The organism is Mesorhizobium sp. L48C026A00, assembly GCF_000502375.1.
Lineage (GTDB): Bacteria > Pseudomonadota > Alphaproteobacteria > Rhizobiales > Rhizobiaceae > Mesorhizobium > Mesorhizobium muleiense.
On record NZ_AYWU01000009.1, the window covers coordinates 222,495 to 237,949 of the forward strand.

The window sequence follows — 15,455 nt, forward strand, 5'->3', positions numbered from 1 at the left end:
GACCGCCTTCGGAGGTTGATCCGCGCAGCTGACTAGGATAACATGACAATCGTAGTTTAGTTTTAGCCGCGGCCGCAGCAAGGCTGGCCCTTCACGCGCGGCGCCATCAAAACCTTTGAAACTCAGCGCAGAGCGCCTGCCCGGCGTCTGTGCGACATGGCGTCCGCAACGAATGATCGACAAGAATCAGATTGCAGCAGAACAGGCAACGTTTCGAGGCTTCGCCAACAGCTATCTGCGTGAGCTGAATTCCGGGATTCCGGTGTTCCACCGCATCGGAGAACGGAACTTCGATTGCGTGGAGATTTCCCTGCCGTCGCGGCATGCCGTGCTGCGCATCGAAATGAAATCCCGATCGCTTTGCGGAATGCACCTGTTTGGACAGATCTGGATTCGTCAGGATGCCGGTCCGAACTGGCACGAGATAGAACCGATCCTGGCCGTGCATCTGCTTGTGCTGGGAGCCAGAGAAGCCGGATCGGCCACGCACCGACAAGCCGATGTGGAGCTCCTCGAACGGATTCTTCAGAGCTGTCAGGCGACGAAGCGTTACCTCGACGCAGCCGATCGGGCGCCGCCACCGGTCGGCTTTATAGCCGTGGAACAATCCCTGTATTTCGGACATCCGCTGCATCCGACGCCCAAGAGCCTGCAAGGCATGTCGAACTGGCAGCAGGATGTCTATGCCCCCGAATTGCGCGGCGGTTTCCAGCTGGCCTATTTCGCCGCCGCTGCCGACCTCGTCCGCGAGGATTCCGCCGGCATCGCGGTGACCTCGATCGTCAGTTCACTGCTGGGGAACGACGCCGGCAAGGTCGCCGCAGGTAACGGCGAGATGCTCCTGCCCATGCATCCGCTTCAGGCGCAAGCATTGATGCTCGACCCGGCGGTGCGCGCGCTCATGGATTCAGGGCAGATCCGGTATCTCGGCCCGGCAGGGCCGGTGTTCACGGCGACTTCTTCGGTGCGCACGGTTTACAGCGATGATGCCGCCTGGATGCCGAAATTCTCGCTGCCCGTCCGCATCACCAACTCCAAGCGCGTCAACAGGCGGCACGAATTGGAGGCAGGCGTTGCGGTGGCGCGCCTGTTCGAACGCGCCGGGATCGACATGTTCGAGCCGCGCCTCGGCTTTCTCCACGACAGCGCATACCTGACGCTGGATTTTTCCGGACAGGCCGAGAGCGGTTTCGAAGTCATCTTCCGCGAAAACCCGTTCCGGGGCCGCGCCGGCGACCCCGTGATCACCGTTTCGGCACTGACGGCCGAACCACGTCCCGGGCACAGCTCATTGTTCGAAACCATCGTCCGGCGCGTCGCGCAGGATCATGATATCTCGGTGCGGCAGGCGTGCCGTCGCTGGTTCGAATGCTATCTCGACTGTGCGCTCGATCCGCTGGTCAAACTCTACGATCGGTTCGGCGTCGCGCTGGAAGCGCATCAGCAAAACAGCTTGCTTGACCTGTCGCAGCAGGGGCTGCCCAGCCGATACCTCTATCGCGACAGCCAGGGGTTCTACCTCTCGAACAGTTTCAGGGCCCGGTGGTATGGCCTGATGCCCGATATTGTCCAGATCCGCAGCCTCTTCTTCGATGACAGAGAGATCCGCGAGCGGCTCTCCTACTACCTCATCGTCAACCAGATCTTCTCGGTCGTCGCTCGCGCCGGGCATGACGGCCTGGCAAGCGAGGCCGAACTGCTCGCCATGCTGCGTGCGCGGCTCAAGAAGCTGGCGCAAGAGCTTACTGGCGCAGGCGGGGAATTCGCGACCAGCCTGCTGGACAAGCCGCACATCACCGCAAAGGCCAACCTGGCGATCCGGCTGCAGGATGTCGATGAGCTGGCCGAGGGCGGCAGCGCCGTCTACACGCATTTTCCCAATCCACTCAGCCGTGTCGGGCTATTTGTCGCCGCGGAGCAGGCACATGCCATTGCCTCTTGATCTCCACGGCATCCCCGAGCTGCGTGTGATGCGCCAGCTCGCGGAAGCCCTGGTCTATGAGGGCCTGGTCGATTGCGCGGTGTCGCGAGACGGCGGGAAAGCCCGCTTCGAATGGCGCTGCGGCGGCGCCTCGATACGCTGCGAGGGATCGATCGGCGCCTTCGGCCGGGTCAGGGTTGTCGCCGAAACGATCGAGCGGGGCTGCGACGGCCAATGGCGCCCGGCGACGCTCGGCGATCTGCTTGCGAGCATAGACACCTGCCCCGAACGGCGCGCGCAACTCACGTCCGAACTGGATCGGACGCTCGATTTCAGCGCCTGGAACCAGCTCAATCTCCGGCCCAGACCGCGCCGCGATCTGCCATTTGCGCAACTCGACAGCGCGATCGATGAGGGTCATCCCTATCATCCGTGTTTCAAGGCGCGCACCGGCTTCGACTACGCCGACCACGCGGCGTACGGCCCGGAAGCAGGCAACGCCTTCCAACTGGCCTGGCTGGCGGTCGCGCCCGAACGTCTGCACTCGGGGTATCCCACGGACGAGCAGGCTTTCTGGATGCACGAACTCGGCACCGAAACCTACGCGCTGCTGGACGAGCGCCGTGCCCGGCTCGGCGACAATGCAAGGCGGTTCGGCCTGATGCCGCTGCATCCCTGGCAATGGAAAGCGTTACAGGGCTCGGAGCTGTCGCGCTGGCTGGCGGAGGGCTCCGCCGGATTCCTCGGCCAGGCCGGCGACCACTATACCGCCAGCCAATCCGTGCGGACGCTTTTCAATCGCGATCAGCCGCGACGCGCCAATCTCAAACTGCCGATGAATCTCATCAACTCGTCGGCCAGGCGCATCATCGAGCCGCATTCGGTGTGCAGCGCGCCGGTGATCAGCCGCTGGCTCAAGGACATTGTCGCCAGCGATCCGCTGTTCGAGGCGCGTTATCCGCTCACGATCCTCGCCGAATATGCCGGCACGATCGCAGATCGGGAAGGACCGCTGGCAGGACAGATCGCCGCGATCTGGCGGGAGGAGGTTACGAGCAGCCTCCAGCCCGGCGAAACCGCGGTGCCGCTCAACGCGCTGATGGCCTTGGAGAGTGACGGCCGGCCGTTCGTCGCGGACTGGGTCGAGCAGCACGGGCTGGACGCCTGGCTCGACAAGCTTGTGGCTACGGTGGTGATGCCGGTGTTTCACCTGCTCGTCGGCCATGGCATCGCCACGGAAGCGCATGGCCAGAACCTGATCCTGATCCATCGCGATGGCTGGCCCGTGAGACTGGCGATGCGCGACTTCCACGACAGCGTCGAATATGTGCCGGGCTTCCTGCGCGATCCCTCCACTGTTCCCGACTTCCTCGCCTTGAACCCCGCCTATCGTGACGCCGCGCCGAACCAGTACTACTGGATGGAGAGCGCCGATTTGCTCGGCGAGCTCTGCCTGAACGCCTTGTTCGTCTACAACCTCGCCGAGATCTCGCATCTGCTGCGGCATTGTTACGGTCTCGACGAAGACAGCTTCTGGTCAGACGTCGGCAGGCGGTTGCAGGACCATTGCCGGCAGTTCGGACTGACACACCGGCAGGCCGCGCTTGGCCTGTTCCAGCCACGCATCCGCACGGAATCGCTGCTTCGACGCAAGCTCGCGCCACCGGGCACCGAATGCGCTCACGAAATCCCAAACAGCCTTGCAGTGGCGTAAGGAGACAGAAAACATGATCGCAATCAACGACACGGTCTTTGATCAGGCCTATTTCCGCGACGCGGCGCACCGCATTGCGGCTGCGGTGCAACTCGACAAGCGCGCAGGCGACCGTTTTGCGGTCTGTTTCTCCGAGGCGCAGGATTGGCTGGCGTTCTTCTTTGCCGCGCGCGCGGCCGGCGCCAGCGTGCTGCCGCTGCATCCCTCGACGCCATATGCCGCGGCGCGCCGGCAGGCGGAGACGGCGAAGTGCAACTGGCTTTTCTACAACCGGCTGGATGGCGAGCCGATCTGCGAGGAGCGCGCCAGCGAAGCTGGACAGCTGCTGCAGATGAGTTCCGGCACGACCGGCGAGCCGAAATGCATCGCGCGCGCCTGGAGCGACATAGACGACGAGATCGACAGCTACACCTCGGCGTTTGTCGAGCCACAGGACATGACGCCGTTGATCGCCGGCCCAACCACTCATTCCTATGGCTTGATCTGCGGCGTAATGGTGGCACTGAAGCGCGGCCAGTCGCCCGCCATACTGGACACAGGGAACCCAAAATTCCTGCTGCGCAAGCTGCGCGAAACGGAGCGGCCCTACCTGATCTCGTCGCCGGCCATCCTTCACACGCTCGCCAGGCTCTTGCCGGCCGGCGAGCAGATCCACGCTACGATGACATCCGGCACCCTCTTGCCCGACCCCTGGTTCGGGCAGATCAGAGCCAAATCGAAATACATGTTCCAGCAGTACGGCTGCTCGGAAGCCGGGTGCATAGCGATCAACCCTGATGTGCAGGCGGCTAATGAAATCGGCCATGTGCTGCCGCGCTTCGCGTTGCGCGACGCCGGCACGGCCAGTGAGCCGAAGGAAATTGCCGTCGAGCGCAAAGGCGTGGTCGTCGAGACGCGCGACCTCGGCTACCGCCGCGACGACGGGATGCTGGTTTTCCTGTCGCGTCTCGACGATCTGATCAACGTCTCTGGCCTCAACGTCTATCCGAAGGAAGTCGAGGACGTGGTCATGACGTTCGGCGGCATTGACGACGCGGTCGTGTTCCGCAAGCAGGATGCATTCGCGGGCGAGCGCGTCGCGCTTCTGTTCAGCGCCGAACATGCGGTCGACCGGGCGCAGCTTCGGCAATGGTGCGCCGAGCGGCTTGCAGCACACCAGATGCCGACCGAGATCGTTCAGGTGGAGCGGATCCCGCGCCAAACGAACGGCAAGATCAGCCGGCGTGACGTGGCTGCGCGCTATGGCACGGGCGAATCCGCGCCGGTACGGACGGAGGCAGCCTGATGACCTACGATCAAATACTCGACGCGATGGGGACGATCCTGCGCGACAAGCTCGACAACCAGCACATGGATAGCTTCGCACCGCAAGCCAGGCTGAACGAGGATCTGTATCTCGATTCCGTGCTCATTCTCGAACTCATGCTGGCGCTTGAACTCGACCACGGTGTCGCGCTTCCCGAGGAGGTGATCAGCCGTCAGGATCTGGATACGGTGGACGATCTGGCGCGGCTGTTCGTCAACGCCTCGGAATCCAATGAGCCACTGGTTAAGCCGGCTAAGGAACTTGTTCTCGCTCGCGCGGAACGAGAAGCGGCTGAGCGGATCGGCGTGCATGGCGAGGACTTCGTCGACATCAAGGTCCATTGCTTCGTCAGCAATGTCTGCCACGCGGTGAAGCAAAGGCAGCTCGATCATCGACCTTTCTTCTTCGGCGTCTGGGATGCGGGTTTCGCCGTCGATAAAAGCTGGCGGCTGGCGTATCACGCGCCTGAAATCAACCACGACTTCTTCCGCGATTGGTTCGAGCGCCTGTATGGCGCCAAGGTCCGCCAATGGTATCGGCCGGACGCCGCCAAGGTGGAGAACCTGGCGACGATGCTGGAGCTTCTGGAGCGCAAGAAGCAGAGCGAGTACCTGATGGTCATGCTCGATCTCTTCCATCTGCCGGAGCGCGAGAACAAGTTCAACCAGAACCCGTTCCCGCATTATCTGATGTTGGAACACACCGAGGATCCCGCAGTATGGATGGTTCTAGATCCGGATTTCCGCTGGGAAGGCAGGATCGAGAAGCAGAAAGTCATCAATGCGATCATGCAGCCGACCGTTGCCGGCGGCTTCATTTTCGACGCTGCCGACATCAGGAAACCGTCCGCCGTCGATCTGCGCGACTATTTCCTTGCCTGTTTCCATGAAGACGACAATCTGCTGACGCGCGCAACGCGCGAAGTCGTTCGGGCGCATCTGGAAGGCCGCGACGGCGTGAAACTGCCCGATTTGTCGATGGCGCTGCGCGAGCTGCCGGTCATCTCGATCCGCAAATACGCGCTGGAGCACGGCTTCGCCTTTTTCTGGCGATCGCTGCAGCTTTCCAACGCCGAGTTCGACCCGATCTGCGACGACATCGAATCTCTGATCCAGGAATTCAAGACGCTTCACTACGCCATCATGAAACTCAGCCAGACAGGCGACGAAGCCCTGGCGTCGCGGGTGTTCGAGAAACTCGATATGCTGGACGCGATGGAGCGCTCGCTGAAGCGCCGCCTTGCCCAAACCTATCGGGTGTGGTGCGACACGCGCGGCCTCCTGCACGCGCCGCGCCTCGATGTCGAGGACGCCGTCGCATGAGGCTGTCGCTCTGCACGATCACCTTCCGCCATCATCTGCTGTCGCTGGAGGACATCGCGCGATGGGCGGCGGCGAACGATTTCCAAGGCATCGAGCTCTGGGGCGCACACGCGCGCAACATGCAGCATATAACCGAGCGCAACGCCGACTGGATGGCGGCGTTCGGCCTTTCGGTGCCGATGCTCAACGACTATCTGCCTCTCGATGAGGATCTGGCGTCGCTGCGTCACGCCACGTCGAACCTCTGCCGCCTAGCCGGCCGCTGGGGCGCCCGCAAGGTGCGCACGTTCGCCGGCAAGTCGGCAAGCCGGGACACCTCGCCCGAAGCGCGCTGGCGACTGTCGGCGCGGCTCAAGGACGCCTGCATGATGGCGCAGGACCAGGGCTGCCAGCTACTGGTGGAGACACATCCGGGAACGCTTGCCGATACGCTGTCGTCGACGCAGCGCCTGCTCGAGGAGGTCGACCATCCGGCGCTGGGCATCAATTTCGACACCTTGCACGTCTGGGAAGGCGGCGCCGATCCGGTCGCCGCGCATCGCGCCCTGTTGCCGCATATCCGGCACTATCATCTGAAGAATGTCCGCTCGCGTGCCGACCTCGCCGTCTTCGAGCCGGCAAACGTCTATGCCGCGTCCGGAAAGCGGACGGGCATGACCGCGCTTTTCGACGGCGCGGTGGATTATTTGCAATTCCTCGACGAATTGTTCGAGCGCGAGGAGGTGGATGCCTCGCTGGAATGGTTCGGCGGCGACTGCTTCAACATACTCGCCAACGACGCCCGCAACATGCGCCTGCTACGGGCGGACCGCGAAGCACCGGTTCGCGCCGGCGTCGCTTGAGCATCGACAGCGCCGCGCGTCCTAATGGATGCCGAAAGGGCGCTGTAGCACTTTGGCGCACGATCCGTTCCGAAGGCGCCAACGCAGACATCGTTTTTGCAGCCGGCTGGGCGATTGCCGAGGCCGGCGTTTTGCCAAGGATCAGAAGCGCGCGGTGGCGCTCAGCCGGAACGAGCGGCCGGGATCAAAGTGCGGCGCCACCCCGTCGAAATCCTGCCCGTAGGCCGCGCGGTCGGTATAGGCCTCGTCAAAAATGTTGAGCGCGTCGGCGCGCAGCGTGAAGTTCGGCTTCGAAGGCGGCGTCCACTCGACATAGGCATTCACCACCTCATAGCCCGGCAGTTCCTTCTTCTCGCTTGCCGGGTCGGTTGGATGCCGCACCAGGGTCCTGTCGGTCTTCAAGGCGATTTCGATGTCGCCACCGACTTTGACGCCCCAATCGTCGAATGTGTAGCCGGCGCCGATCATCACGATCTGGCCGAGAGGCGTCGTCAAATAGCGGCCGATCTCGGTATCGGCCGGCTTGCCGTCGACGTCGGCATTGATGTCGGCATATTTCACACTGACAAAGCCGGCCTCCCAATCATAGCGGCCGCCGATCTCCCAACCCTTGGAAACGAGATCGAGCGTTCGGATCGATGTGAAGGCAGGTACTGGCGCGCCACGTCCGAACACCGGCAGGCGCGCGTCGTTGATGTCGGTGCGAAACACGTTCGCCTCGAAGGTGAAACCGTTGTAGCGCGCCTCCAGACCGGCCGTATAGTTGTTTGACGTCACCGGCTCCGGGCCGTCGCCATAGGTCCACAGCGGGTTCTGCAGGTAGTTTTCCGCCAACGGAACGCCGCCCCAGACATGCGAGGTCCCAGCCTTTACCGTCAGGAACTCCGGCATAAGGTCATACTCGCCCGAAATGTTGCCGCTGATACCGGCGTTGTTCCAGTCCGAGTCGTCTACGCCGGTGAACCATTGGTGATCGGCGCGCCCGCCGAAGGAAATCCTGGTGCGGTCGAAAGGCTCCAGGCGCGCCTGGGCATAGGCGCCGATATTGGTGGCGCGCTCGTCCGTGAAGAACGGCTCGGTCGAGTTGAGATAATCCAGGTCCGCCCTGTCGTTGTAGAAATCGAAGCCGGCAGTGACGCTGCCGATGTCGAGCGCGAAGCGGTTCTCCACCTTGCCGTTGAAGCTGCTGGTCGCGCCGTCGGTCGGCGACACGATATTGGCGTCGGTGCGATCCGTTTCCAGTGTCCCGATCTGGGTGCGGCTGTAAGCGAGTACGATCTTGGGGTCCCACCAGCCTTCCGGCGACGTATCCGTATAGGTAAAGACCGTGTTCTGGCGTCGCAGATCATAGTTCCGGAGTTCAGGCTCGGCGCCTCGGTCGATATAGACGTTGGCGCGATAGGGGCGCAGCGCATCGTCGCGGACCTGCTCGTGGCTGAGCTCGAAACGATGGCCCTCGACGCTCTCATAGGCGATCTTGGCTAACCCGCTGATCAGATCGGTTCCGGTCCCCGGCATCTCCTGGCCGTTGCCGGCGGTAAAATTGCCGCCACGGCCGTAATTGATGTAGCCGAGATACTCGAAGCCGTCCTGCTGGCCGAAGCCGCTCACCCCGGTGGTGAACGTCTCGCTGTTGGTGTCCCATATGCCGGTGACGAAACCGCCAAAATTGCGGCCGGGTTCGAGCAGATCGACCGCATCCTTGGTCTCGAATCCAAGCGAGCCCGCGAGCGCGCCCGGACCGGCGTCGGCCGGCGCGACGCCTGCCTGCACCGACGCGGCCTTTAGAAGTGCCGGGTCGAGCAGATAGGTGCCGTTGTGGTGGAACACCTTGTTGTTCTGTCGCGACCCGTCGACGGTCACGGCCAGATTGTTCTCATCGACACCGTTGACGTAGATCTTCTGCGTGCTGGGGATCGCGCCGCCGACGGCGATCTGCGGCTCACCGGAGAACACCTCCCTCAAATCCTGCGGTTTCTTGCGGTCGATCTCCTGCTGGTCGATGGTGATCAGGTTGGCGCCGGCCGTCGCGTTGGCGCCCGCCCCGACGTCGACGACGAGAATGGTGTCGAGTTGCGTGCCCCCGGCCGGAGCCTGGGCTTCTTCATTTTCTTCGGACGTGGTCGTCCCGGCTTCCGCTTCCGGGGCGGGGGCAGACTGCGCCAGCGCTTCGGGACACAAGAAAATAGACATCGCGGTGCTGACGGTCAGCGCTCGCAACAGATCTGATGACATCGGCTAAATCCCCTCGAATACGGTAGTCCCGGCTGGCGCGAACCGCGCCTGTTGGGACTGCCATAACCCATCGGTTGCGCTGCGGCAATAAACTTGATAATAACAATCCAGTTATGCAAGCCGTTGTAACTGCTGCGCTCTTCGAGCGCTGCAGTCGCGGAAGCATTCTCAGCGTGGTGCAGATTCTCAGGCGTGATGCAGGACGGTCAGCCGACCGGCGATGTTTTCGACCCGCATCGAGAAGCCAAAAATGCTCTCCAGTATATCCGGCCGGATGATGTCGCCGGTTTCGCCCGATGCGATAACGGCGCCGTCCTTCATCGCGACGATGCGGTCGGCGTACGAGGCTGCATGATTGATGTCGTGGAGCACGATGAGCACCGTCTTGCCGTGCTCGTCGGCGATTCGTCTCAGCGTCCGCATCAGGTTTCTTGCATGAAACATGTCGAGGCTGTTCAGCGGCTCGTCGAGAAGGATGTAATCCGTCCCCTGGCAGAAGGTCATGGCGACGAGGGCGCGCTGCCGTTGCCCGCCTGACAAGGTGTCGATAAAGCGCAGCGCCAGGTCGCTGAGATCGAACTGTTCGAGCGACGCCGCAATGATTTCGCGGTCTTTCGCGGTCAGCCGCCCGCGGTTGTGCGGGAAACGACCGAACCCCACCAGTTCGGCGACACGCAGGCGGCTTGCGACGCCGGGATCCTGTCGCAGAATGGCCATGATCCTGGCCAACTGCCGGCTCGGCGTCGTATCGACCGGCAGCCCGTCGACTGTGATGCGGCCGCTTTGCAGGGGTCGCAGGCGGGCGATCAACGACAACAGGCTGGACTTGCCGGCGCCATTCGGTCCGACAAGCGCCGTGACGCCGCCCTTCGGCACGGTCAGGCTGACATTATCCAGAATGCGGCTGCCGCCAAGAGCCAGGGAGACGCCAGCAATCTCGATCATTGCCGGCCCCCGGCAAACAGAATGGCGAGGAACACGATGCCGCCGACGAATTCCACGACGATGCCGAGGCTGCCTTCCCCGCCCAGAGCATGCTGGAGGATTGTCTGGCCGCCGACGAGCACGATTATCGCCGTGAGCGCGGCTGCCGGCAGAAGGATGGCGTGCCGGTCGGTGCCGACGATGCGCCCAGTGAGCGAAACCACCAGGAGCCCCAGAAACGCCATCGGTCCAACCAGCGCCGTCGACGCCGACACGAGCGCGGCGACAACAACCAGCAGCCCGGCAGCCGTGCCGCGCCACGCCACGCCGAGCCCGATGGCTGTGTCGGTGCCCAGCGCGAGCACATCGAGAACATGTCGCGCCCGCCAGGCGATGGCGACACCCACCACGGTGATCAGGCCGGCCAACAGCAGGAGATCGGGTTCCACCGCATTGAAGCTGGCGAAGACCGTACCCTGCAGTACGGCGAAATCGTTCGGATCCAGCAGCCGCGCCAGCAACGTCGTCAGCGATCGGAACAGCACGCCCAGCACGACGCCAGTCAGCAGCATCAGCGTCAGGTCGAACCGCTGGCGAAGCATCGGCAGGAACAGCGCCAGTGCGAGGCTGGTCATTGCCGTGAAATTGCCGAGGAAGTGCAGGCGCGGATCGATGCCGGCAACGCCGAAACCGCTCAGCGCAAAAACCAGCGCCGTCTGGCAGAAGACGTAGAGCGCATCCAGGCCCATGATCGATGGCGTGATGATGCGGTTGGCGCAAACGGTCTGGAACACGACCGTCGAAACCGCCACCGCCACGCCGACCAGAACCATCGCCGCCAACCGCGCTGCGCGCAATTCGACCACGAAGGCGAGATTGCCACGCAGGCCTATAGTCATGAACGCCACGCCGACCAGCACTGCGACCACCGCCATCATCGCGAGGCGGCCCTCGTGCCGCAGCAGGGCGCGTTGCATCAAAACTTCAGTCATTGCTGTTTCGGCCAAGCAGCAGGACTAGGAACAGTACCGCCCCGACGACGCCGAGGATCGTGCCGACCGGAACCTCGTAGGGGAAACGGATGAGCCTGCCGATGATATCGCAGGCAAGCACCAGCGCCGCGCCACCGCCGGCGACCCATGGCAAGGTGTGGCGCAGGTTCTCGCCGGCGAAGCGCGATACCACGTTGGGCGCGACAAGGCCGACGAACGGGACCGTTCCGACGACGACCACGGTCAGCGCGGTGATGGCCGAGACGATGACCAGGCCGAGCCGAAGCATAGCGGCATAATTCAGGCCGAGCCCTATGCTGACGTCCCTGCCCAGCGAAAGCATCGTCAGGCGGTCGGCCGTCCACCAGGCCAATACGACCAGTGCGCCCGCGACCCACAACAGTTCATAGCGCCCGCGCAGGATGCCGGAAAACTCGCCCGTCATCCACACTTCGAGATACTGCAGAAGGTCCAGGTGCCAAGCGGCAAAGATCGCGGCGGCGCCAATGACGCCGCCATAGACCAATCCGAACAGCGGAACGAGAAAAGGTTGTGTCGGCGGCAACCTATGCGCGAGCATGAGGAAAACGGATGTCCCGGCGAGAGCGGTCACCGCCGCGCCGGCTGCCTTCCATCCAAGCGATGCATCGGGCCAAACCAGCGTCACCACCAGTATGCCGAGTGCCGCCGATTGCGCGGTTCCAGCCGTCGAAGGCTCGACGAAACGGTTGCGGGCAAGCGTCTGGATAACAAGCCCTGCGATGGCCAGGGCGCTGCCGGCCAGAAGTGCCGCCAACGTCCTTGGCAAGCGGCTGATCATGATCAGCCGCAAGGCTTCCGGGTCGGAGGCCAGACTGCCTATGGCGAGTTCGCTGACGCCGACGAACAGACTGGCCACAAACAGCGCCAGCAGGGTTGCGGCGCCGATTGCCTGACAAGCGAAGCCTTGAGAGCCAAGCGATCCGGCGGTCATTGGGTCCGCGAGAAAGCGTCTCGAATGGTCTCAAGCACGCGCTTCGTCGACTGGACGCCGCCTGCAGCGATGTAGAAATCGGCAGCCGGCATGTAGACCACCTGCCCCTTCTTCCAGGCCGTGGTTTCGGCCACCAGTTCATTGTCGAGCGTCGCTTTGGCGTTCTGCTCCCCCGAGCCGATCGCCGCGGCGCGATCGAGCACGATAAGCCAGTCCGGATTGGCGTCGCGGAGGAACTCGAAGGAGATCGCTTCGCCGTGGGTGGCGGCCTCGACACCCTCGACCGCCGGCGTGAACTGGAGCGCCGAATGCAGCCAACCGAAGCGGGACTCCTTGCCATAGGCGGTCACCTTCGGGCCGCTGGTCATCAGGATCAGTGCCGTGCCCTTGCCCTTGACGGCGGCACGCGTCGACGAAAGCGCCTCATCGAGTTCCGAAGCAAGCGCCGCCGCCTCGGCCGGCTTGCCGACGAGAGCGCCATAGGCCATCAGGCGCTGCTTCGCCTGCGCGAACAGATCATCGCCATTCATCGTCATATCGATGCTCTGCGCAATCCGGCTGGTCGCCGCCAGTTGCGGCGAGGAGCGCCCGCCGACAATGATCAGGTCCGGCGCCAGCGCGCNTGACTGGAGTTCAGACGTGTGCTCTTCCGATCTTTCAACCCGGCGAGTTCGGGCACGTAAAGCTTATTGGGCAAGCCGGCGATCCTCACGCCCAGGCTGTTCAATGTATCGACCGCCGCAATGTCGAACACCGCGAGCGTTTGCGGCGTCTTGCCGACCGTTACCGGGCCGTTCGCGGTATCGATCTCGGTTGCGAACGCCTGAACGAGGAAAAGCGCCAATGCCGGCAAGGCCAGGACCGACTTAAGCCATCTCATGAGCATGCTCCGCAGCGAAGACGACGCTTCAATCGCGCCAGGCCAGCGGCTGGAGATTTTCGCGGAAGGCGAACCGGACGAGATGCGATTCGATGACCTGCTTGGTCTCGGTCAACGCGGTGGTGTCGGCCGCTTCCACCACTATGTCCAGCCGTTCGAGTCCGGCATGCATTGTAGCCGTGCCGCAGGAGAAGCGGCACTGCCCATGCCCATCGTCATAATCGACCTCGACCTTGTGCGCGAAAAGCTTGCAAAGCTGCTGGAGATATTTGCCCGCATTCGGCGTTTCGCAGCGCGTGGTTGCAGTCAGCATGGAGACCTCATAATATGATGTTTACACTCCACTTATCGTAAGCTATCCGTTCGGACAAGTCGGCGCCGCTGAGCAGTCGCCGCAAGAAATGCCTGTAGCGACAGCCCTCGCATAGCCATGCTCCTGGCAAGCCAGACCTTCGAACAGAAAAAGCGTCCCCATGCTGCGCAGATTTTTCGCCTACTACCGCCCCTGGAGAGGTCTGTTCATCCTGGATTTCTGCTGCGCGGTTTTGTCTGGCCTGCTGGAACTCGGGTTTCCGATGGCCGTCAAGCTGTTTGTCGACGAGCTGTTGCCGACTCAGCAGTGGCTGCTGATCCTTGCTGCGTCGGCCGGCCTGCTTGCCATCTACGTGGTGAACACCGGACTGATGGCGGTCGTGGTCTATTGGGGCCATATGCTCGGAATCAACATCGAGACCGAGATGCGCCGGAAGAGTTTTGATCACCTGCAGAAGCTCTCGTTCCGCTTCTACGACAATCACAAGACCGGTCACCTCATCGCCCGGGTCACCAAGGACCTGGAGGAAATCGGCGAGGTTGCCCATCATGGCCCGGAAGACCTGTTCATCGCGATCATGACGTTCATCGGCGCCTTCGCGCTGATGTTCCTGGTCAATCCGCAGCTTGCGCTGATTACGGCGGCAATTGTGCCGCTGGTCGCCTGGGTGACAAGCCGCTATGGCGCGCGCATGACGCGCAACTGGCAGGCGCTTTACGGGCGGGTCGGCGATTTCAACGTTCGCATCGAGGAGAATGTCGGCGGCATGCGGGTGGTGCAGGCTTTCGCCAATGAAGACCATGAGCGCAACCTGTTCGCGCGCGACAACGCCAGCTACCGCAAAACCAAGCTCGATGCCTATCGCATCATGGCCGCAAGCACGTCGCTGAGCTACATGAGCATGCGGTTGATCCAACTGGTGGTGATGATCGCCGGAAGCTATCTCGTGCTGCGTGGCGAACTTTCCAGTGGCGGCTTCGTTGGCTTCCTGCTCCTGGTCAATGTGTTCTTCCGGCCGATCGACAAGATCAATTCGGTGATTGAAACCTATCCGAAAGGCATCGCCGGATTTCGCCGCTATGCAGCCCTCCTCGACACTGAGCCGGACATCGCGGATCGGCCCGGCGCATTTGACGCACCGACGCTCAAAGGTGACATCAGCTACCGGGATGTCACTTTCGGCTATAGCGGCGAACGGCCGGTCTTGAAGAACATCGATCTCGACATCGCAGCAGGACAGACCATCGCCTTCGTCGGGCCATCCGGCGCCGGCAAGACGACCCTGTGCTCGCTGCTGCCGCGTTTTTACGAGGTCGACAGCGGCGCCATCACCATCGACGGTCTGGATATCCGCGATATGACGCTGGCCTCGTTACGCGGCCAGATCGGTATCGTGCAGCAGGACGTGTTCCTGTTCGGCGGCACGATCCGCGAGAACATCGCCTATGGCCGGCTGGACGCGGTCGAGAGCGAGATCGTCGAGGCGGCGCGCCGTGCGCGCCTCGACGAACTCATCGCCTCGCTGCCGGAGGGCCTCGATACGATCATCGGCGAGCGCGGCGTAAAGCTTTCGGGCGGTCAGAAGCAGCGCCTGGCAATCGCGCGTATGTTCCTGAAGAACCCGACCATCCTCATCCTGGACGAGGCAACGTCGGCTCTCGACACGCAGACCGAGCGCGAGATCCAGCAATCGCTGGCAGAGCTTGCGCAGGGCCGAACGACACTGGTGATCGCGCACCGGCTGGCGACGATCCGCAATGCCGATCGCATCGTGGTGGTCGCCGATACAGGCATCGTCGAACAAGGTCCGCATGATGAACTGGTGGCGCGTGGCGGTGCTTACTCACGACTGGGCGCGGCTTCAGATTAAATGAGATGCCGCTCGCAAAGCTCGGGCCGAGGAGAGTTCTCCTGAAACGCACCCGATCGGGCTGCGCAACCAAGGCCGCTCCAGCCCACGCTACGAGATCGAAAAGGATCTTCCCTCCGCTGGGCGTGAGGTGATTCCAAGCGGCGGGCGAGCCCGCCGCATG

The 15,455-nt window shown here is 62.8% G+C and carries 13 protein-coding genes; 6 read left to right on the forward strand and 7 right to left on the reverse strand.

All coding sequences use genetic code 11. The annotated features are described in order from the left end of the window. Nucleotides 1-106: 106 nt before the first annotated feature. Nucleotides 107-625, reverse strand: a complete 519-nt coding sequence (locus X738_RS88725; RefSeq protein ID WP_306454957.1) for a hypothetical protein — start codon at nt 623-625, stop codon at nt 107-109. Between X738_RS88725 and X738_RS60070 the strand changes: the two genes are divergently transcribed. Genes X738_RS60070 through X738_RS60090 form a run of 5 tightly spaced genes read left to right on the forward strand, consistent with a single transcriptional unit; the run spans nt 599 to nt 7,105 of the window. Then, on the forward strand, nt 599-1,942 hold the full coding sequence (locus tag X738_RS60070; protein ID WP_306454958.1) for an IucA/IucC family protein: 1,344 nt from the start codon (nt 599-601) through the stop codon (nt 1,940-1,942). The two genes, X738_RS88725 and X738_RS60070, sit on opposite strands and share 27 nt — an antisense overlap. Continuing rightward, entirely contained in the window at nt 1,926-3,635 is a 1,710-nt protein-coding gene (locus X738_RS60075; RefSeq protein ID WP_023799703.1) for an IucA/IucC family protein, read from the forward strand. The genes X738_RS60070 and X738_RS60075 overlap by 17 nt, the downstream gene beginning before the upstream one ends. Before the next feature lie 13 nt (nt 3,636-3,648). Continuing rightward, entirely contained in the window at nt 3,649-4,920 is a 1,272-nt protein-coding gene (locus X738_RS60080) for an AMP-binding protein (protein WP_023799704.1), read from the forward strand. After that, the gene (locus X738_RS60085; protein ID WP_023799705.1) at nt 4,920-6,263 is read left to right on the forward strand and encodes a DUF6005 family protein; all 1,344 of its coding nucleotides are present in this window, start codon (nt 4,920-4,922) and stop codon (nt 6,261-6,263) included. The genes X738_RS60080 and X738_RS60085 overlap by 1 nt, the downstream gene beginning before the upstream one ends. After that, a complete protein-coding gene (locus X738_RS60090; RefSeq protein ID WP_023799706.1) occupies nt 6,260-7,105 on the forward strand; it encodes a sugar phosphate isomerase/epimerase family protein in 846 nt (281 codons plus the stop codon). Before X738_RS60085 ends, X738_RS60090 begins: the two co-directional genes overlap by 4 nt. Nucleotides 7,106-7,246: 141 nt before the next feature. On the opposite strand, the gene X738_RS60095 is transcribed toward X738_RS60090, so the two are convergent. The 6 genes from X738_RS60095 to X738_RS60120 all read right to left on the reverse strand — a co-directional run bounded on the left by X738_RS60095 (nt 7,247) and on the right by X738_RS60120 (nt 13,422). After that, the gene (locus tag X738_RS60095) at nt 7,247-9,340 is read right to left on the reverse strand and encodes a TonB-dependent receptor domain-containing protein (protein ID WP_023799707.1); all 2,094 of its coding nucleotides are present in this window, start codon (nt 9,338-9,340) and stop codon (nt 7,247-7,249) included. 186 nt (nt 9,341-9,526) lie between these two features. After that, the gene (locus X738_RS60100) at nt 9,527-10,285 is read right to left on the reverse strand and encodes an iron ABC transporter ATP-binding protein (protein WP_023799708.1); all 759 of its coding nucleotides are present in this window, start codon (nt 10,283-10,285) and stop codon (nt 9,527-9,529) included. Continuing rightward, on the reverse strand, nt 10,282-11,256 hold the full coding sequence (locus X738_RS60105) for an iron chelate uptake ABC transporter family permease subunit (protein WP_023799709.1): 975 nt from the start codon (nt 11,254-11,256) through the stop codon (nt 10,282-10,284). The genes X738_RS60100 and X738_RS60105 overlap by 4 nt, the downstream gene beginning before the upstream one ends. Then, complete coding sequence (locus X738_RS60110) at nt 11,249-12,229, reverse strand: ABC transporter permease (protein WP_023799710.1); 981 nt, start codon at nt 12,227-12,229, stop codon at nt 11,249-11,251. The genes X738_RS60105 and X738_RS60110 overlap by 8 nt, the downstream gene beginning before the upstream one ends. Then, a complete protein-coding gene (locus tag X738_RS60115; protein WP_306454960.1) occupies nt 12,226-12,846 on the reverse strand; it encodes a siderophore ABC transporter substrate-binding protein in 621 nt (206 codons plus the stop codon). The genes X738_RS60110 and X738_RS60115 overlap by 4 nt, the downstream gene beginning before the upstream one ends. A gap of 291 nt (nt 12,847-13,137) precedes the next feature. Next, nucleotides 13,138-13,422, reverse strand: a complete 285-nt coding sequence (locus tag X738_RS60120; RefSeq protein WP_023799713.1) for a DUF2218 domain-containing protein — start codon at nt 13,420-13,422, stop codon at nt 13,138-13,140. A gap of 160 nt (nt 13,423-13,582) precedes the next feature. Between X738_RS60120 and X738_RS60125 the strand changes: the two genes are divergently transcribed. Continuing rightward, nucleotides 13,583-15,292, forward strand: coding sequence for an ABC transporter ATP-binding protein (locus X738_RS60125; protein WP_023799714.1), 1,710 nt, complete (start codon nt 13,583-13,585; stop codon nt 15,290-15,292). Nucleotides 15,293-15,455 lie beyond the last annotated feature (163 nt).